Source organism: Streptomyces sp. SBT349 (assembly GCF_001083795.1).
Classification (GTDB): Bacteria; Actinomycetota; Actinomycetes; order Streptomycetales; family Streptomycetaceae; genus Streptomyces.
This window is the reverse complement of record NZ_LAVK01000142.1, coordinates 1-17,922: the sequence shown is the minus strand read 5'-3', so window position 1 is coordinate 17,922 and position 17,922 is coordinate 1. Positions and strand designations below refer to the sequence as shown.

At 73.7% G+C, this 17,922-nt stretch carries 17 protein-coding genes; 14 read left to right on the top strand and 3 right to left on the bottom strand.

Annotation, left to right across the window (positions count from 1 at the left end; translation table 11 throughout):
• From ADY01_RS18635 to der, 11 genes are all read left to right on the top strand, one after another.
• Window positions 1-1,383: tetratricopeptide repeat protein (locus ADY01_RS18635; protein WP_159001276.1), on the top strand; the 1,383-nt coding region annotated here is incomplete at its 5' end.
• An 82-nt stretch (window positions 1,384-1,465) separates the two neighbouring features.
• Window positions 1,466-2,581 carry an alanine dehydrogenase gene (ald, locus tag ADY01_RS18630; protein ID WP_049574478.1) on the top strand — a complete coding sequence of 372 codons (1,116 nt, stop codon included), beginning with the start codon at window positions 1,466-1,468 and terminating at the stop codon, window positions 2,579-2,581.
• Between the two features lie 476 nt (window positions 2,582-3,057).
• Window positions 3,058-4,092 carry a ParA family protein gene (locus tag ADY01_RS18625; RefSeq protein ID WP_049574476.1) on the top strand — a complete coding sequence of 345 codons (1,035 nt, stop codon included), beginning with the start codon at window positions 3,058-3,060 and terminating at the stop codon, window positions 4,090-4,092.
• Window positions 4,077-4,664 (top strand): hypothetical protein, encoded by a 588-nt coding sequence (locus ADY01_RS18620; protein ID WP_234320300.1) that lies wholly within the window; start codon window positions 4,077-4,079, stop codon window positions 4,662-4,664. Before ADY01_RS18625 ends, ADY01_RS18620 begins: the two co-directional genes overlap by 16 nt.
• Before the next feature lie 7 nt (window positions 4,665-4,671).
• Entirely contained in the window at window positions 4,672-5,745 is a 1,074-nt protein-coding gene (locus ADY01_RS18615; RefSeq protein WP_049574467.1) for a segregation and condensation protein A, read from the top strand.
• Entirely contained in the window at window positions 5,742-6,440 is a 699-nt protein-coding gene (gene scpB, locus ADY01_RS18610; protein WP_049574464.1) for an SMC-Scp complex subunit ScpB, read from the top strand. Before ADY01_RS18615 ends, scpB begins: the two co-directional genes overlap by 4 nt.
• Window positions 6,440-7,447, top strand: coding sequence for a pseudouridine synthase (locus tag ADY01_RS18605; protein ID WP_049574461.1), 1,008 nt, complete (start codon window positions 6,440-6,442; stop codon window positions 7,445-7,447). Before scpB ends, ADY01_RS18605 begins: the two co-directional genes overlap by 1 nt.
• Window positions 7,448-7,538: 91 nt before the next feature.
• Window positions 7,539-8,624: a prephenate dehydrogenase gene (locus tag ADY01_RS18600; RefSeq protein WP_049574458.1), complete on the top strand. Its 1,086-nt coding sequence runs from the start codon at window positions 7,539-7,541 to the stop codon at window positions 8,622-8,624.
• A 136-nt stretch (window positions 8,625-8,760) separates the two neighbouring features.
• Entirely contained in the window at window positions 8,761-9,459 is a 699-nt protein-coding gene (gene cmk, locus ADY01_RS18595; protein ID WP_078900403.1) for a (d)CMP kinase, read from the top strand.
• Window positions 9,456-10,103: a lysophospholipid acyltransferase family protein gene (locus tag ADY01_RS18590; RefSeq protein ID WP_049574450.1), complete on the top strand. Its 648-nt coding sequence runs from the start codon at window positions 9,456-9,458 to the stop codon at window positions 10,101-10,103. The genes cmk and ADY01_RS18590 overlap by 4 nt, the downstream gene beginning before the upstream one ends.
• A gap of 131 nt (window positions 10,104-10,234) precedes the next feature.
• Window positions 10,235-11,701, top strand: a complete 1,467-nt coding sequence (gene der, locus ADY01_RS18585; protein WP_049574488.1) for a ribosome biogenesis GTPase Der — start codon at window positions 10,235-10,237, stop codon at window positions 11,699-11,701.
• 36 nt (window positions 11,702-11,737) lie between these two features.
• Here the strand turns inward: der and ADY01_RS18580 are convergent, their stop codons facing one another.
• Both ADY01_RS18580 and ADY01_RS18575 read right to left on the bottom strand, forming a co-directional pair.
• Window positions 11,738-12,040 carry a hypothetical protein gene (locus ADY01_RS18580; protein WP_049574447.1) on the bottom strand — a complete coding sequence of 101 codons (303 nt, stop codon included), beginning with the start codon at window positions 12,038-12,040 and terminating at the stop codon, window positions 11,738-11,740.
• Window positions 12,041-12,213: 173 nt separating this feature from the next.
• Window positions 12,214-13,029, bottom strand: a complete 816-nt coding sequence (locus ADY01_RS18575) for a hypothetical protein (protein WP_049574443.1) — start codon at window positions 13,027-13,029, stop codon at window positions 12,214-12,216.
• 435 nt (window positions 13,030-13,464) lie between these two features.
• On the opposite strand from ADY01_RS18575, the gene ADY01_RS18570 reads away from it, so the two are divergent.
• The gene (locus ADY01_RS18570) at window positions 13,465-13,680 is read left to right on the top strand and encodes an I78 family peptidase inhibitor (RefSeq protein ID WP_049574440.1); all 216 of its coding nucleotides are present in this window, start codon (window positions 13,465-13,467) and stop codon (window positions 13,678-13,680) included.
• A 48-nt stretch (window positions 13,681-13,728) separates the two neighbouring features.
• Here the strand turns inward: ADY01_RS18570 and ADY01_RS18565 are convergent, their stop codons facing one another.
• On the bottom strand, window positions 13,729-14,688 hold the full coding sequence (locus ADY01_RS18565; RefSeq protein WP_234320299.1) for a phosphatase PAP2 family protein: 960 nt from the start codon (window positions 14,686-14,688) through the stop codon (window positions 13,729-13,731).
• A 380-nt stretch (window positions 14,689-15,068) separates the two neighbouring features.
• On the opposite strand from ADY01_RS18565, the gene ADY01_RS18560 reads away from it, so the two are divergent.
• Both ADY01_RS18560 and ADY01_RS18555 read left to right on the top strand, forming a co-directional pair.
• Window positions 15,069-16,649 (top strand): MFS transporter, encoded by a 1,581-nt coding sequence (locus ADY01_RS18560; protein ID WP_049574436.1) that lies wholly within the window; start codon window positions 15,069-15,071, stop codon window positions 16,647-16,649.
• Between the two features lie 9 nt (window positions 16,650-16,658).
• Window positions 16,659-17,870: an acyl-CoA dehydrogenase family protein gene (locus ADY01_RS18555; RefSeq protein ID WP_049574433.1), complete on the top strand. Its 1,212-nt coding sequence runs from the start codon at window positions 16,659-16,661 to the stop codon at window positions 17,868-17,870.
• The last annotated feature ends 52 nt before the right edge of the window (window positions 17,871-17,922 follow it).

Here is a 17,922-nt window from a genome sequence, read left to right as displayed (position 1 = left end):
GCCACCTTCCAGTCGATCGGGATCATGGTCCTGATGCGGGGCGTCGTCGACGGGGGCGAGGGCGAGGAGGCGCGGGCCGTGGTCGCCGGGTCCGCGGTGCTCGTCGTGGCGTTCGTCGCCCTGAGGCTCCTCGCCCTCGCCCCCGCCGGCGTGGTCGACGCCCACACCGCCGCCGCGCTCGCGGGCTGCCCGGTCCCGGCCGCGCGCTCCTCGCTCGCCGCGTTCGCCGCCGCGGGACTGCTCCGCCCCGTCGCCGGCTCCGAGGACGTCGGCGGCGGCCCCCAGTACCTCGTGCCCGGCTGCCTCGACCCGCTGCTGCGCGCCCTGCTGCACGCCGGGGAGCGCCCCGCCGAGGCGCTCCTGGCCCGCGCCCGCATGCTGGAGCGGACCGTCCGGCTGCTGCGCGCCTGCCACGCCGTCACGGAGCCGCACGGCACGCCCGCGCGCGAGTGGCTGGCCGGACTCCCCGGCTCGCTCCGGTTCGAGAGCCGCACCGCCGCCGCCGGCTGGCTGGCCTCCCGGCAGACCCCGCTGCTGGCCGCGGCCCGGCTGGCCGTGGCCGACGGCCAGCTCGACACCCTCGCCCGGCGGCTGGTGGCCGCGCTGAGCCGGGCGCTGATCGCCCACCGCGGCGCCGAGGCCGCCGCCCCCGAGCTCTACCGGCTCCACGAGCTGGTCCTCGGCGTCGCCGAGCGCCAGGGTCTCGCCAGGGAACGCGCCGCGGCCCACCTCAACCTCGGCGACCTGGACGCGAGAACCGGCCGGCTGCCCGAGGCCCTGGAGCGGTACCGGGCCGCCCTGGAGGCCGCCAGGAGCGAACGGGACCAGGCCGATCCGCTGGCCGTGGGGCGCGCCCTGGAATCCATCGCGGGCACGTACGCGGAGCTCGGCGACTGGCGCCGCGCCGCCGACTGGTACGGCAGGGCGGTGGTCCTCGCCCAGTCCCGCGGGGACGTCGCCGTGCAGGCGAGGCTGCACGGCCGCATCGGCGCCGCCCTCACCTATACGGGCCACTGGGACGAGGCGCTGCGCGCCTGGCGCGCAGCCGCCGCGGCCCACCGCAGGAACGGCGACCGCCGCGCCCACGCCAGGTCGCTGGCCGAGGCGGCGAGGGTCCACGAGTACGCGGGCCGCCCGGCGGAGTCGCTGCGCAGCGGCGAGGAGGCCCTGCGCCTGGCCGAGCGGACCGGGGACCGGCGGCTCCAGGCGGCGCTGCGCCTCAGGCTCGCCGACTGCGCCGACCGGCTCGGCCTCGGCGCCGTCTCGGCGGGCCACCGGGAGGCGGCGGAACGACTTCTCGCCCATGCCAGGCCCGCCCTCGAATCCTCTGTGACTACGGAGGGACATACTTATGAAACACAGTCCGATCCGGGGAAAGAATGACCGAAAGCCAGGCTGGACAACGGTCCTCCCTTCGTTAGACTGGTTGTGGTAACCCTCCGTGACGCAAGGACCGTGATCGAACGTGAAGGTCGGCATCCCCCGCGAGGTCAAGAACAACGAGTTCCGCGTGGCCATCACCCCGGCCGGAGCGCATGAGCTCGTCACCGGCGGACACCAGGTCTATGTCGAACGCGGCGCCGGGCTCGGCTCCGCCATCCCCGACGAGGAGTACACCGCCGCGGGCGCCGCGATCCTGCCCGGGGCGGACGAGGTCTGGGCCGAGGCCGACCTCGTCCTCAAGGTCAAGGAGCCGGTGCCCGAGGAGTACCACCGCCTCCGCAAGGGCCAGATCCTCTTCACCTACCTCCACCTCGCCGCCTCGGCCGAGTGCACCGACGCCCTGATGCGTTCCGGCACCACCGCCGTCGCCTACGAGACCGTCGAGACGGCGGGGCGCGCCCTGCCGCTGCTCGCGCCGATGTCCGAGGTGGCCGGGCGGATCGCCCCTCAGGTCGGCGCCTACCACCTGATGCGCTCGGCCGGCGGGCGCGGCGTGCTGCCCGGCGGCGTGCCGGGCACCCCCGCGGCCAGGGCCGTCGTCGTCGGCGCGGGGGTCTCCGGCTGGAACGCGACCCAGATCGCGGTCGGCATGGGCTTCCACGTCACCGTCCTCGACAAGGACATCGCCAAGCTGCGCGAGGCGGACAAGGTCTTCGGCACCCGCGTGACCACCGTCGTCTCCAACGCCTTCGCACTCGAACGGGCCGTGCTGGAGGCCGATCTCGTGATCGGCGCCGTGCTGGTGCCGGGGGCGAGGGCGCCCAAGCTGGTGAGCGACGAGACCGTCTCCCGGATGAGGCCGGGAAGTGTCCTTGTCGACATCGCGATCGACCAGGGCGGCTGCTTCGACGGCGCCCGGCCCACCACGCACGCCGACCCCGTCTTCCGGGTCCACGACTCGGTCTTCTACTGTGTCGCGAACATGCCGGGCGTCGTCCCGAGCACCTCGACGCAGGCGCTGACCAACGCCACGCTGCCCTATATCGTGGAGCTCGCCGACCACGGCTGGCGTGGCGCGTTCCGCCGCGATCCGGCCCTCGCCCTCGGGCTCAACATCCATGAGGGGCAGGTCGTCTACGGCCCGGTCGCGGAGGCCCACGGCCTGCCGCGGACGGAGCTGGACGCGGTGCTCGCCTGACCGCGTCCGCGCCGGTCAACTCCCGGCGTCAACATCGGGAATGTCACACCACGCCACGCGCGTGTCTCCCCATGGCGGCCGGGGAAGTGTCCTCCTCCGCCCTTCCGGGGAGGTCAACTCGTCGCGAACGTAGCGCTTTAACCGATTCGTGCGCGACGGAATCGCCCGGCTGGTGCCGCTTGTGGCCTTGACAAGTGAATGTTCGACGGCCGACACATCCGTGCCGGTCCGGCAGATTGTGTTGCTGCGGACCACCGACACGCCATAGAGTCGCCAAACGTCGGCATGGTGCCACGCTGACTCTGTCAAGAAGTTACCTGGTCCCCAAGGAGGTAAGACGACTTGTGAATGAGTCGACAATTACTCCCAGGGGAGGACGACCAGGGGTCCCGGAGCGGCGCGAAGGCGCCGCGGATCTGACGGGCTTGGGCTCCGTCGCCGTCCAGACCTTTGCAACCCACCAGAGCCAACCGAGCATGACAGCGCATCAGAGCACGGACAGCCATGACGCCAATGCCATGGCAGGAAAGAGAACGGGCGGCGACGCCGACCGATTCCCCGACTACGACGACCTCCCGGACGGGCAGTTCTACGACCCGGACGCGGAATACGAGCCGGATCCCGAGTACGCGGCCACCATCGCACCGGACGCGGCGCGTCAGCGCCGGGAGCGCATCGGCCCCACGGGCCGCCCGCTGCCGTACTTCCCGATCCCCGGACCGATCACCGAGCGCGGCCCGGCGAAGATCATCGCCATGTGCAACCAGAAGGGCGGGGTCGGCAAGACGACCTCGGCCATCAACCTGGGTGCCGCGCTCGCCGAGTACGGACGCCGTGTGCTGCTGGTCGACTTCGACCCGCAGGGCGCGCTGTCGGTGGGCCTCGGGGTCAACCCCATGGAGCTCGACCTCACCATCTACAACCTGCTCATGGAGCGGGGGATGGCGCCGGACGAGGTCCTGCTGAAGACCGCGGTCGCCGGCATGGACCTGCTCCCGAGCAACATCGATCTGTCGGCCGCCGAGGTCCAGCTCGTCAGCGAGGTGGCCCGCGAGTCCACCCTCCAGCGCGCGCTGCAACCCCTCACCGTCGACTACGACTTCGTCATCATCGACTGCCAGCCGTCCCTCGGCCTGCTCACCGTCAACGCGCTCACCGCGGCGCACAAGGTGATCGTGCCGCTGGAGTGCGAGTTCTTCGCGCTGCGCGGTGTCGCGCTGCTGACCGAGACGATCGAGAAGGTGCAGGAGCGGCTCAACCCGGAGCTTCGGCTGGACGGCATCCTGGCGACGATGTACGACTCCAGGACGGTCCACAGCCGGGAGGTACTGGCCCGGGTGGTCGAGGCGTTCGACGACAGCGTCTACCACACGGTGATCGGCCGCACGGTGCGGTTCCCCGAGACGACGGTCGCGGGCGAGCCGATCACCACCTACGCCTCCAACTCGGTGGGGGCGGCGGCGTATCGCCAGCTCGCCAGGGAGGTGCTCGCCCGGTGCCACGCCGAGTGAGTCTTCCGGCGGCCGACGAACTGTTCCGTAGTACCGGGGGGGCGGCGGTCCAGTCCTCGACCCCTCAGGAGAACGCCGGTGGCGCCGGGGACGGCGCGACCGCGCGGGTGCCCGCCCCCGCGGGCGAGCAGACGCCCTCGGACGAGCCGGAGGCCGCCCAGCGGCCCGCCGGCGCGTCCGAGGACCCGAGGGCGGGCAGGGTGCCGGGAGCGGGCCGAGAGACCGCGGCGCCCGGCCAGCCGAAGCGCGAGTCACCGGGCCGGGCCGCTCCGCCGTCGGGCGGGGCCAAGACCTCGGGCCGCTCGGGCTCCACCAACGCCAACGCCCAGCGCCGCGGCAGCCGTTCGTCCCGCCGTCCCAGCGGGCGCGAGCGCCACGACGAGAAGATCACGGTCTACGTCTCCGCCGAGGAGCTGATGGACCTCGAACACGCCCGGCTGGTCCTGCGCGGGGAGCACGGCCTGGCCGTGGACCGCGGCCGGATCGTCAGGGAGGCCGTCGCCGTCGTCCTGGCCGACCTTGAGTCGCGCGGCGAGGCGAGCATCCTCGTCCGCCGGCTGCGCGGTCGCTGACCACCGGATGAGCACGTCCCCACGCCGCCGCAGGCTGGGCCAGGGTCCCGGCGAGCCCGCCGGATCCCACGAGCAGGACCACACCCCCGCGCCCGCCATCCCCGAACCCGAGCCCGCGAAGCCCGAGCCCGAACCCGAAGCCGAGCCCGCGAAGCCCGAACCCGAGCCCGAGCCCGCGGGGAACGAGCCACCGCGCGCCGCACCCGGGGAGCAGACCCCGCCGGTGGCGGAAGAGGGCGAGGACGACGGGCGTTTCAAGGTCGTCCTGGCGAACTTCGAGGGCCCCTTCGACCTGCTGCTCCAGCTCATCTCCCGGCACAAGCTCGACGTCACCGAGGTCGCCCTCTCCCGCGTCACCGACGACTTCATGGCGCACATCCGCGCCATGGGCCCGGACTGGGACCTGGACCAGACCACCGAGTTCCTCGTGGTCGCCGCCACCCTGCTCGACCTCAAGGCCGCCCGCCTGCTGCCCACCGCCGAGGTGGAGGACGAGGCCGACCTCGCCCTCCTGGAGGCCCGCGACCTGCTGTTCGCGCGGCTCCTCCAGTACCGCGCCTACAAGCGCGTGGCCGACATCCTCCAGGACCGCCTGGCCGCCGAGTCCCGCCGCTTCCCCCGCACCGTCGGCCTCGAACCGCACCACGCCGAACTGCTGCCGGACGTCGTGATCTCCATCGGCCCCGAGGGGTTCGCCAGGCTGGCGGTGAAGGCGATGCAGCCCAAACCCGCGCCGCAGATCTACGTCGACCACATCCACGCCCCGCTGGTGAGCGTCCGCGAGCAGGCCGACGTGATGATCGCCCGGCTCCGCGAGCTGGGCCACGCCACGTTCGCCGAGCTGACCCGGGACGCCCCGGACACCCTCACCGTCGTCGCCCGCTTCCTCGCCCTCCTGGAGCTCTACCGGGAACGGGCCGTGGCCCTGGACCAGGACGAGGCGCTGGGCCCCCTGGTGGTCCGCTGGAGCGGCGCGGACCCGGAACGGGTGCTGGTCACCGACGAGTTCGACCAGGAGATCCCCCAGCCCCGGCGGAGGGAGAGGGAGCCGGAGCGGGAGAAGGCGGAGGCGCGCCCATGAGCCAGGAGACGGCCGAGACGGCCGACGCGGTCGACGCGGTCGAGGCGGACGACGCGGACGAGAAGCACGACGCGGAAGGGACCGGCGCTCTCGCGCTCAAACCCGCCCTGGAGGCCGTCCTCATGGTCGTGGACGAGCCCGCCACCGAGTCCCACCTCGCCAAGGTGCTCGGCCGCCCGCGCCGGGCCGTCGCCGACGCCCTGCGCGAGCTGGCCGACGAGTACGCCAGGGAGCGCCGCGGCTTCGAGCTGCGGGTGGTCGCCGGCGGCTGGCGCTACTACACCAGGCCCGAGTACGCCGAGGCCGTCGAGAGCTTCGTCCTGGACGGCCAGCACGCCCGGCTCACGCAGGCCGCGCTGGAGACGCTGGCCGTGGTCGCCTACCGCCAGCCGGTCAGCCGTTCCCGGGTCTCGGCCATCCGCGGGGTCAACTGCGACGGCGTCATGCGGACCCTGCTCCAGCGGGGTCTGGTGGGCGAGGCGGGCACCGAACCCGAAACAGGTGCGATCCTGTACGTGACGACGCACTACTTCCTGGAGCGGATGGGCCTGCGCGGCCTGGAGGAGCTACCCGAGCTCGCGCCCTTCCTGCCCGAGGCGGACCAGGTCGAGGGTGAGAGCCAGGAGGGGGTGCCGTCGTTCGACGTAGCCGACCTCGACGCTGACGACAGCGGCGACTCCCCAACGGATCATTGATGCGAAGCAGTGGCAGGAACAGCAGCCGGACCACCCGGGGCGCGGGCAACAGCCGCGACGAGAAGCAGCAGCGCGCCGGCCGCCCCCGCCCGGAGGAGCGCGGATACGGCAAGACCGCGGGGGGCAAGAGCGGCGCGGGCGGCAAGGGCGGCAAGGGCGCGCCCCCGGCCAGGAAGAAGCGGGCGAGCCCGGCCCGTTCCCGCGAGTACGAGGCCCAGATCGAGGAGCGCAACCGCGAGCGGCACGACAAGCCCGCCCTGCGCCTCCCCAAGACGTTCGGCGACCAGGAGGGCGAACGGCTCCAGAAGGTCCTCGCCCGCGCCGGGCTCGGCTCCCGCAGGGCCTGCGAGGAGCTGATCGACCAGGCCCGGGTCGAGGTGAACGGGAAGATCGTCACCTCGCAGGGGCGGCGGGTCGACCCGGAGAAGGACGAGATCAAGGTCGACGGCCTGACGGTCGCCGCCCAGTCGTACCTGTTCTTCGCGCTCAACAAGCCGGCCGGCGTGGTCTCCTCGATGGAGGACCCCGAGGGCCGCCAGTGCCTCGGCGACTACGTGCAGAACCGCGAGACCCGCCTCTTCCACGTCGGGCGCCTGGACACCGAGACGGAGGGCCTGATCCTCCTGACCAACCACGGCGAGCTCGCGCACCGGCTGACCCACCCCAAGTACGGCGTCACCAAGACCTACCTGGCCGCGATCCAGGGCCCCGTCCCGCGCGACCTCGGCAAGCGGCTCAAGGAGGGCGTGGAGCTGGAGGACGGCTACGCCCGCGCCGACCACTTCCGCGTCGTGCAGAACACCGGGAAGAACTACCTGGTCGAGGTCTCGCTGCACGAGGGCCGCAAGCACATCGTGCGCCGCCTGCTGGCGGAGGCCGGGTTCCCGGTCGACAAGCTGGTGCGCGTGCGGTTCGGGCCGATCGCCCTCGGCGACCAGAAGTCCGGCTGGCTGCGGCGGATGACCAACACCGAGGTCGGCCAGCTGATGCGCGAGGTCGGCCTCTAGCCGGGTCACCACGCCCGGCGGCCGTGTCGGCCCGCCCGCCCGCGGTGGCTCGCGTTCCCCGGGGGTCACGCGGCGGCACTACGCTGGGACGATGCGCAGCGCCCTCGTCCTCGGCACCGGCCTGATCGGTACCTCCATCGCCCTGGCGCTCTCGGGCCGCGGCGTCCGCGTCCACCTCGCCGACCGCGACCCGGACCAGCCCCGCACGGCCGCGGCCCTCGGCGCGGGCACCGAGGAGCCGCCCGGGGGACCCGTGGACCTCGTCGTGGCGGCCGTGCCGCCCGCCGACGCCGCGGGGACCCTGGTGGCCCTCCAGCGGCGCGGTGCGGCGCGCGGGTACATCGACGTCGCCAGCGTCAAGGGCGGTCCGCGGCGGGGGCTGACGGCCCTGGGCGGGGACCTCACCTCCTACCTCGGCACGCACCCCATGGCGGGCAGCGAGCGCTCGGGACCACTGGCGGCCACGGCCGACCTCTTCGAGGGCAGGCCCTGGGTGCTCACCCCGACCCCCGAGACCGACACCGAGGTGCTGAACCTGGTGCTCGAACTGGTCTCGCTGTGCCGCGCGGTGCCCGTGGTGATGGACGCGGACGCGCACGACCGGGCCGTCGCCCTGGTCTCCCACACCCCTCAGCTGGTCTCCAGCCTGCTCGCCGCCCGCCTGGAGGCCGCGGACGAGTCCGCGCTGCGGCGGAGCGGGCAGGGCATCAGGGACGTGACGCGGATCGCCGCCTCGGAGCCGCGGATGTGGGTGGACGTCCTCTCCGCCAACCCCGGTCCCGTCGCCGACATCCTGTGCGAGTTCGCGGCCGACCTCGACGAGACGGTGCGTTCGCTGCGCGCCCTGGAGTCCGCCGACGAGGAGAAGCGCGCCGGGGGAGCCGCCGGGGTCGAGGCCGTGCTGCGCCAGGGCAACGCGGGCCGCGAGCGGGTCCCGGGCAAGCACGGCACCGCCCCCAAGGCGTACGAGACGGTGCGGGTGCCCATCACCGACCGGCCGGGCGAGCTGGCCCGGCTCTTCGCCGACGCCGGGCTGGCCGGGGTCAACGTCGAGGACGTCCGCATCGAGCACGCCACCGGGCAGCAGGCCGGGCTGGTCCAGCTGATGGTCGAGCCCGCCTCGGCTCCGGGGCTGACCGCCTCCCTGCGTGAACGCGGCTGGTCCATCCGCCAGTAGAGCCGTTCACCGGTGCCGGTACGCTTCTCTCCCTGAGGTCTCCCCCCGGGGCGGGGCCTCGTGGGGGCGGTCGGCCCCCGTTCCCCTCGCGCCTCCGAAGAGCGCGCGGACACGTCTGAGAAAGGTGCGCACCGCCGTGGCTGCAACTCCCGTCACCCCCGTCATCGTCGCCATCGATGGCCCCTCCGGCACGGGCAAGTCCAGCACCTCGAAGGCCGTGGCCGAGCGTGCGGGCCTCGGCTACCTCGACACCGGCGCCCAGTACCGGGCGATGACCTGGTGGATGCTGAGCAACGGCATCGACGTCCAGGACCCGGCCGCCGTCGCCGCCGCGGCGGCGAAGCCCGTCATCGCCTCCGGCACGGACCCCGGGGCGCCCACCATCACCGTGGACGGCACGGACGTCTCGGTGCCGATCCGGGGCCAGGCCGTCACCTCGGCGGTCAGCGCGGTCAGCGCCGTTCCCGAGGTTCGCGCCCTGATCACCGAGCTCCAGCGGACCATCGCGGCCGAGGCCCCGGGCGGCATCGTCGTCGAGGGCCGGGACATCGGCACCACCGTCCTCCCCGGCGCCGACGTCAAGGTCTTCCTCACGGCCTCGCCCGAGGTCAGGGCCGCCCGCCGCAGCGCCGAGCTCACGGGCCAGGAGGCGGCCGGGCTCGCCGCCACCCGGGAGGCCCTCGCCAGGCGGGACGCCGCCGACTCGGGGCGCAAGGCGTCCCCGCTGGCCAAGGCGGAGGACGCGGTCGAGGTGGACACCAGCGACCTGACGCTGCCGCAGGTCATCGAGTGCGTGGTCACCCTCATCGAGGACCACACGCGGCGAGCGCGATGACGACGCCGCCCGGCGCCCGCGGCGCGTGGGCCGGCCACCGGCTGGCCCTCGGCGTCGTCCACGGCGCCTGGCGGCCCCGCGTGCTCGGCGCCTGGCGGGTGCCGGCGTCGGGGCCCGTGATCCTCGCGGTCAACCACGCCCACAACGTGGACGGGCCCGTGCTGCTCGGCGCCTCCCCCCGCCCGGTGCACTTCCTGATAAAACGCGAGGCGTTCGTCGGGCCGCTCGGCACCTTCCTGACCGCGATAGGGCAGCTCAGCGTCGATCGCGCGGGCCCGGACCGCGCCGCCATCACCTCGGCGCTGGCCGTGCTCGGCGGCGGCGGGGTGCTCGGGATATTCCCCGAGGGAACGCGCACCCGGGGCGACTTCGCCACCCTCCAGGCGGGGCTCGCGTACTTCGCGCTGCGCTCGGGGGCCCCGATCGTGCCGGTGGCCGTGCTGGGCAGCGGCGAGCGCAAGGGGCGGGTGATATCCGCGCTGCCCCCGCTGCGCGGCAGGATCGACGTGGTCTTCGGCGACCCGTTCGCCGCGGGGGAGGAGAGCGGGCGGCGGACCGGGGCGGCGCTGGCGCGGGCGACCGAGCGTATCCAGGAGCGGCTGACCGGCCACCTGAAGGACGCGCGGCGCAGGACCGGTCGCTGACGCGCGACACTGGAACGGGCACGGGAGCGGGAACGGGCTCGGCCGCGGGACGGCGGAGACTCCGCGGCGCCCCGCGGGGCGCGCCCCATCACACGATCAGCAGGATGACGACGGACGAGGTACAGGACTCCATGACCGAGCAGAACCAGACGGGCACCGCCGACGCGCACGGCGCGCTCGGCGAGGCCGAGTACGCGGAGTTCATGCAACTCGCCGCCGAGGAGGGCTTCGACCCCGAGGACATCGACGCCGACCTCGCCGCGGCGGCCTCGGGGCCGCTGCCGGTGCTCGCCGTCGTCGGCCGCCCCAATGTCGGCAAGTCGACCCTGGTCAACCGCATCCTCGGCCGCCGCGAGGCCGTGGTCGAGGACCGCCCCGGCGTGACCCGCGACCGCGTGACCTACGAGGCCGAGTGGGCCGGGCGCCGTTTCAAGGTGGTGGACACCGGCGGCTGGGAGCAGGACGTGCTCGGGATCCAGGCGTCCGTCGCCGCGCAGGCGGAGTTCGCCATCGAGACCGCCGACGCCGTGGTCCTCGTCGTGGACGCCACGGTGGGCGCCACCGACACCGACGAGGCCGTGGTCAAGCTGCTGCGCCGCGCGGGCAAGCCCGTGGTCCTGTGTGCGAACAAGGTCGACGGCTTCTCGATGGAGGCCGAGGCGACCCATCTGTGGTCCCTGGGCCTCGGCGAGCCGCACCCCGTCTCGGCCCTGCACGGCCGTGGCACCGGCGACATGCTCGACGCGGTGCTCGCTGTGATGCCCGACGCGCCGGCCGAGACGTTCGGCCCCATGGTCGGCGGCCCGCGCCGCATCGCGCTCATCGGCCGCCCGAATGTCGGCAAGTCGTCCCTGCTGAACAAGGTGGCGGGCGAGGAGCGCGTGGTCGTGGACCCGGTGGCCGGCACCACGAGGGACCCGGTGGACGAGCTCATCGACCTGGGCGGGAAGACATGGCGCTTCGTCGACACGGCGGGCATCAGGCGGCGCGTCCACCTCCAGGACGGCGCCGACTACTACGCCTCCCTGCGCACCGCCGCCGCGCTGGAGAAGGCCGAGGCCGCCGTCGTGCTCATCGACATCAGCGAGCCCATCAGCGTGCAGGACACCCGCATCATCACCATGGCCGTGGAGGCGGGCCGGGCCCTGGTGATCGCGTACAACAAGTGGGACGTCATGGACGACGAGCGCCGCTACTACCTGGAGCGGGAGATCGAGCGGGACCTCGTCCAGGTCCAGTGGGCGCCGCGGGTCAACATCTCGGCGCGCACCGGGCGCCATATGGAGAAGCTGGTGCCCGCCATCGAGACCGCGCTCGCCAGCTGGGAGAGCCGGGTGCCGACCGGCAAGCTCAACGGCTTCCTCGGCCAGGTCGTCGCCTCCCACCCGCACCCGGTCAGGGGCGGAAAGCAGCCGCGCATCCTCTTCGGGACCCAGGCGGGCACGGCCCCGCCGCGGTTCGTGCTCTTCGCCTCCGGGTTCCTGGAGGGCGGCTACCGGCGCTTCATCGAGCGGCGGCTTCGCGAGGAGTTCGGCTTCGAGGGGACCCCGATCCAGGTCTCCGTGCGGGTGCGCGAGAAGCGCGGCCGCAAGAAGTGACCCCGGGGCCCGGTGGCGGCGGCCGGGGAGGCCGTCTCACCTGGCCCCGCGGGCCTCGTGCGGGTCCCACTGGTCTCCCGCGTGCCGGGCGGGAGGCAGCGCGGCGGTCATCCTGACCGGCGCGTGCCCCATCGCCCCGTAGCCGGAGTACGCGGGGTCGTGCCACTCCCGCCAGCTCCCCGCGCCCACGCCATAGCTGGTGGAGAACCCGACGAAGCGCAGGTCCTCCTCGCCCGAGCGGTCCCCCGGGAGTGTCCGGAACAGCCGCCGGTACTCGGCGCAGAGGGAGTCGTAGATCGGCGTCGCCGAGCAGGCCGGCCGCTCGTACGGCGAGCGCATGCCGGGGATGCCCGAATGGCTCGCGGTGTGGCTGTTGCGCTGTTGTGTCCGGGATGGCTCATATGCGTGCACGCCCGTCCAACGAGCAGGCGGGGGCTTCGGATGCGGGGCGGCGTCCCCCGGCACCTGATCGCGCCCGCCCGGCGCCCGCCCCGTGCCCGCCCCGCGCCCGCTCAGGTGCCGGTCAGCGGCATCGCCGCGGCGACCAGGACCCCGCCCGCGGCCGCCTTCTCCAGCGCGTCGCGCAGCAGGTCCTCGCGCGGCTGCTGGCCGATGGAGCCCGCGGGCGCCGCGTAGACCAGGACGGTGTGCCGCTGGTTGGCGCCGGCCCGCCAGCCGTCCGTGAGCGGGAGCGGCCGGTGCGCCTGCCACCAGGCGCTGGGCTGGCCCCCGGCCTGATCGCCCTGGAGAACGGCGTGCAGCTGCCCCATGGCGACCAGCACGGACCAGCCGGGCAGGCGCGAAGGAACGTTTCCGACGTTGGTCACGGGCATGAACCCGGCCTCGATCAGCAGCGGCAGGAAGTCGTCGCCGGGACCCAGGGAGCCGGGGCGGACGACCGGGCCCGTGGGCTCCACGACGATGGCGGGGTAGAGCTCGTCGGCGACGAGGATCTGGCCGCAGGTCACCCCGAGGACCGCCTGTTCCGGCGCGGGCGCGGGGCCGTCGCCCGGAGCGCCGGAGCCGGACGCGGGGGCCGGGACGGCGGGCGTGGGGGACGTCTGGCCGGTGATGGACCGCACGGCGCCCTGGAGCTGCTCCTCGGAGACGGAGACCACCTGGGAGGGGATGCAGGAGGCGTGGGCGAACGCCAGCACCGCCGTCTCACCTCCCACGAAGAGGACGGTGCTGGTGCGCTCCTGGTCGGGGTTGCCCGGCGTGCGGCACGACGTGCAGTCGTAGCTGCCGGGCGCGTTCTCCCCGGCCAGCAGCCGGTCGGCCTCTTCGTCGCCGATCTCTGCGCGTACGGCATCGCTGACCTCGAGCAAGGGGGACACGGTCGCTCCTCGGTTGAAGGATCTCGCCCCGCCCTCCTCGGCGGGTGCCCCGTGCACAACGGTGGGAGGCGCGCCGGGGTCACGCCCCGCGCGCCGGGAATCGCCCCGATCGACCCGCGCGGAGACGGCAGCCCGACCGTACGCGTGAGCGATGGCGGAGAGTGTCAGCGATTATCAACCAGACGTTCACCGTGTTCACCTGAAAAGTGAATTAACGGTGTTCCGGGATGACGGTGAAAGGCGGCGGGAAAAGGGCGCCGATAATGTGCCCGCCCGTCGGTCGCGGGTATTCGGGGGCCGCCGATATCGCGTCCGGAGCCCGTTCCCCCGAACGGGGATCCGGCGGGTCTTTCGTGACACAAGCGTGACAGTCCCCTGATCCGGGCGGGACTTCCGGGTGGTGGGGGCAGGCCGTACGGTGGCGGCATGGCACCCCTCCCGCGACCGCAGAAGACGCCCGACGACAGCCCCGACGCCTACGTCGGCCTGGACGCCGACGCCGCGGAGCGACAGGCCAGAGAGCGTGGCTGGGCCACGGTCCGCCGCCTCGCCCCCGACGCGGTCATCACCATGGAGCACATGCCGGGACGGCTCAACCTCGCCGTGCGCGAGGGCTCCGTGGTCCGCTGCTGGCAGGGCTGAGGGCGGGGGCGTCGCGCGCCTCGGGCCGCCGGGCGGCGCGAGGCCCGTTCAGTGGCTGCTGACCGGCCTGGCCGGGTGGTCGGGGCGGCTCGTGTGCGCCCGGCCGTTCGGCTGCCGCAGACGGACGCCGCCGCCCACGGCGCGGGCCGCCGTGCCGGGCCGTGAGGCGGCCACCGCCGGCTCCCCGCGGGGCCGCGCCTCCTCGCCCTGCCGGGCGGCCGTCGGCAGCGGCTGAGGGCCCCTCCGGCGCGTCGGCGCGGGTTCCGAGGGGGCCGGGGCGCCCAGCAGCCGGTCCCGCAGCGCGAACAGCCGCCGCTCCACGAGGGCGATCAGCGGCTCGCACCAGGGCAGGGCCAGCAGGATCAGCAGGCCGGCCGCCCACCCCAGGACCACGTCGCTCACCCAGTGCGTGCCGAGGTAGACGGTGGTGGCGCCCACGCCGAGCGCGAAGACCGCGGCGATGACCGACAGGGTGCGCCTGGCGGTGGGGGTGGTGGCCAGATAGGCGAGGATTCCCCAGGTCACGACGGCGTTGGCGGTGTGGCCGGAGGGGAATATATCGCCGGTCAGGAACATCTCGTTCGAGCCGATGACGTTGGCGTAGTGGGGCCCCTCGCGACCCATGCCGAGCTTGGCGGCGCCCACCGTCACGTTCAGCAGGAAGAGGGCGCTGGCCATGACCAGCAGCGGGCGGAGGGTCCGCTGACGCCAGCAGCGCCAGCTCAGCCAGGCGGCGATCAGCACCGCCGTGGGGCCGCGCTGCCCGAGGACGACGAAATAGTCCAGAAACGCGTGCAGGCCGGGCCACTGCTTATAGGGCCGGAAGAGCATCAGCTGCCAGTCCAGTCGGACGAGCCAGGACGTGCTCAGCACCGCCGCCACGATGGCCGCATAGAAGCCCAGGGTGGCCCACAGGAGAGCCATGCGGGTGCGGCTCATTACAGGAGGCGGCACGTTCGGCTGCTGCTGCTCCTGTTCGAGGCGGGCTAGGAATCGGTCGGTACGCACACTCGCAAGATTACAGCCCGTGATAGCGAGCTTCCTGCCGCGGCCCGCCTTCGTAATGGCGATGTGATGTTGGGTAATTATTTTCCGCCATCCTATTTCCCGGCTTTACGAAATTCCCGGGCGTCTCACAGGTCACCCCGGTGAACCCGGCGGGGCCGCCCCCGCCGCGTTCCTGGCGCAAATCCGTAGGTGAACGGGGCGCGGCGCGGGTGTCGGCCATCCGGGGTCCGGGCGGGGGCCGGGGGACGCGTGTGGTGGCCACGGATGTCTGTCGTAGTCTGTGGGCTCATCTGCCCTGGCCACCACGCCCGGTGCGCGCGCACCGCCGGGATTCCCCCGTGGTGACGACGAGGAACGGCGCGAGATCAGGAGGTGCGTCGATGTCCGGGATGCCCCGCCCCGGAACCGCCGCTGACGACCATGGCCGCTGGACGGTCCTCGCCGTGCTCTGCGCCAGCCTCCTGCTGGTGGCCGTCGACGCCACCGTGCTGCACGTGGCCGTCCCCGCCGTGAGCGAGGATCTGGGCCCCAGCGCCGTCGAACTGCTCTGGATCGTCGACAGCTATCCGCTCATCTGTGCCGCCCTGCTCGTCCTGTTCGGCACGCTCGGCGACCGCGTCGGGCGCCGCCGGGTGCTGCTGCTCGGCTACGCCTGCTTCGGCGTGGCCTCCGCGCTCGCCGCGTACGCCCCCAGCGCGGAGATCCTGATCCTCGGGCGGGCGCTGCTCGGGGCCGGCGGTGCCATGATCATGCCCGCGACCCTCTCGATCCTGCGGCAGGTCTTCCCCGACCGGCGGGAGCGGGCGCTGGCCGTCGGCGTCTGGAGCGCGGTCGCCGCGGTGGGCGCCGGAGTGGGCCCGCTGGTCGGCGGGGTGCTGCTCGAACACTTCTGGTGGGGCTCGGTCTTCCTGGTCAACATTCCGCTGATGGCCCTCTGCCTTCCCGTCGGCGCCCTGCTGCTGCCCGAGTCCACCGGGGACCGTTCGGGGCCCTGGGACGTGGGCGGCGCCCTGACGGCCGCCATAGGTCTGTTTTCGGTCATCCTCGCGGTGAAGCGGGCGGGGGGCGGTGACCTGTTCACCCTGGGGACCGCGCTGGCGGCCGGGCTCGGCGGGGCGCTGCTGGTGCTGTTCGTCCGCAGGCAGCGGGCGCGCGGGTATCCGCTGATCGACCTCTCGGCGTTCGCCAGGCCCGCCTTCGGCACCTCGGTGGGGTGCATCGTGCTCACCGTGCTGGCGCTGGTCGGGCTCGCGCTCGTCGCCGCGCAGTACCTCCAGCTGGTGCTCGGCCTCTCGCCGCTGGAGACCGGGCTGCGGCTGCTGCCGCTGAGCCTGGCGGCGATCGCGGCGGGGCTCGTGGGCTCCCGGCTGCTGCACCGGCTCGGGCCGCGGGCGATGGTCGCGCTCGGCTTCGCGCTGACCGCGGTGGCCGTGCTCACGCTGACCTGCCTCGACGAGCAGGACCGGCCGCTGGTCATGGGGGTCGGCTTCGTGCTCCTCGGCTTCGGCCTGGAGACCACGCTGTTCGCCTCGTACGAGTCGATGCTCAGCGAGGCCCCCGCGTCCGAGGCCGGGGGAGCGGCGGCCATCGGCGAGACGGCGTACCAGTTCGGCGCGGGCATCGGGATCGCGCTGCTGGGGAGCGTGATGAACGCGATGTACGCCCCGGGCGTGCGCGGCGTGAGCGGGGTCGGCGCCGAGGACGCCGAGGCGGCCGGGCAGTCGCTCGGCGGCGCGTACACGGTGGCGGCGCGGCTCGGCGGCGACGCGGGAGAGGCGCTCAAGGAGGCGGCGCGGGACGCGTTCGTCCGGGGGATGCACATGACGCTGGTGGCCAGCGCGGTGGTGCTGCTGGCGGGGGCGGTGGCGGCGCTGCGGCTGCCGCGCGCGCTCACCGGCTGCGAGCGGCACCCGCGGGTCCAGGAGCGCGAGCTCTTGCCCAGCGGCGTTACTCGTCGGTAACATGCGGTCATGGCAGCCGACACGCCCCCGCCCTCTCCCTCCTCGTCGTCCCGTTTCGACCCCGGCGACCCGCTCGGCCTCGACGAGCTGCTCGACGCCTCGGACCTGGCCATGCGGCGGACGGTCAGGGAGTGGGGCGAGAAGCGCGTCGCACCGCACATCGCCGACTGGTACGAGCGGGGCGAGCTCCCCGACGTCCGCGCGCTCGCCCGGGAGCTCGGCGCGCTCGGCGCCCTCGGCATGACCCTGGAGGGCTACGGCTGCGCCGGCGCCTCCGCCGTCCAGTACGGGCTGGTCTGCATGGAGCTGGAGGCGCTGGACTCCGGGGTGCGCTCCCTGGTGTCGGTGCAGGGCTCCCTCGCGATGTACGCCATCCACCGCTTCGGCTCGGAGGAGCAGAAGCGGCGCTGGCTGCCGGGGATGGCCACCGGCGAGATCATCGGCTGCTTCGGGCTGACCGAGCCCGACCACGGCTCCGATCCCGCCGCGATGCGCACGCGCGCCGAGCGGGACGGCGGCGACTGGCTGCTGACCGGGCGCAAGATGTGGATCACCAACGGCTCGGTGGCGGGCGTCGCGGTGATCTGGGCCCGCACGGACGAGGGCGTCCGGGGCTTCCTGGTCCCCACCGACGCCCCCGGCTTCGCGGCCGTCCCCATCGCGCACAAGGGGTCGTTGCGCGCCTCGGTGACCAGCGAACTCGTCCTCGACGGCGTGCGGCTGCCGTCCGACGCCGTGCTGCCGGGCGCCGCCGGCCTCGGGGCGCCGCTCGGGTGCCTGGGCTACGCGCGCTACGGCATCGTCTGGGGCGCCATGGGCGCGGCCCGCAGCTGCTTCGACACGGCGCTGGACTACGCCCGCACCCGTGAGCAGTTCGGCAGGCCGATCGGCGGCTTCCAGCTCACCCAGGCCAAGCTGGCCGACATGGCGGTCGAGCTGCACAAGGGGCTGCTGCTCGCGTGGCACCTCGGCCGCCGCCTCGACGCGGGGAAGCTGCGGCCCGAGCAGGTCAGCCTCGGCAAGCTGAACAACGTCCGCGAGGCGCTGGAGATCTGCCGCACCGCCCGCACGATTCTCGGGGCGAACGGGATCTCCTACGCGTACCCGGTGATGCGGCACATGGCGAACCTGGAGTCCGTCCTCACCTACGAGGGCACCACCGAGATGCACCAGCTCGTGCTGGGCAAGGCGCTCACCGGCCTCGACGCGTTCCGCGGGTAGGGCCCGGCGGGGGCGGGCCCTACCCGGGGAACGCGTCGAGGCCGGTGAGCGC

Excerpts from the sequence above, each read along its gene's own strand:
- ADY01_RS18625 (WP_049574476.1), top strand. The coding sequence starts at position 3,058 with ATGACAGCGCATCAGAGCACGGACAGCCATGACGCCAATGCCATGGCA.
- ADY01_RS18615 (WP_049574467.1), top strand. The coding sequence starts at position 4,672 with ATGAGCACGTCCCCACGCCGCCGCAGGCTGGGCCAGGGTCCCGGCGAG.
- scpB (WP_049574464.1), top strand. The coding sequence starts at position 5,742 with ATGAGCCAGGAGACGGCCGAGACGGCCGACGCGGTCGACGCGGTCGAG.
- ADY01_RS18605 (WP_049574461.1), top strand. The coding sequence starts at position 6,440 with ATGCGAAGCAGTGGCAGGAACAGCAGCCGGACCACCCGGGGCGCGGGC.
- ADY01_RS18600 (WP_049574458.1), top strand. The coding sequence starts at position 7,539 with ATGCGCAGCGCCCTCGTCCTCGGCACCGGCCTGATCGGTACCTCCATC.
- ADY01_RS18590 (WP_049574450.1), top strand. The coding sequence starts at position 9,456 with ATGACGACGCCGCCCGGCGCCCGCGGCGCGTGGGCCGGCCACCGGCTG.
- der (WP_049574488.1), top strand. The coding sequence starts at position 10,235 with ATGACCGAGCAGAACCAGACGGGCACCGCCGACGCGCACGGCGCGCTC.
- ADY01_RS18580 (WP_049574447.1), bottom strand. The coding sequence starts at position 12,040 with ATGCGCTCGCCGTACGAGCGGCCGGCCTGCTCGGCGACGCCGATCTAC.
- ADY01_RS18570 (WP_049574440.1), top strand. The coding sequence starts at position 13,465 with ATGGCACCCCTCCCGCGACCGCAGAAGACGCCCGACGACAGCCCCGAC.
- ADY01_RS18560 (WP_049574436.1), top strand. The coding sequence starts at position 15,069 with ATGTCCGGGATGCCCCGCCCCGGAACCGCCGCTGACGACCATGGCCGC.
- ADY01_RS18555 (WP_049574433.1), top strand. The coding sequence starts at position 16,659 with ATGGCAGCCGACACGCCCCCGCCCTCTCCCTCCTCGTCGTCCCGTTTC.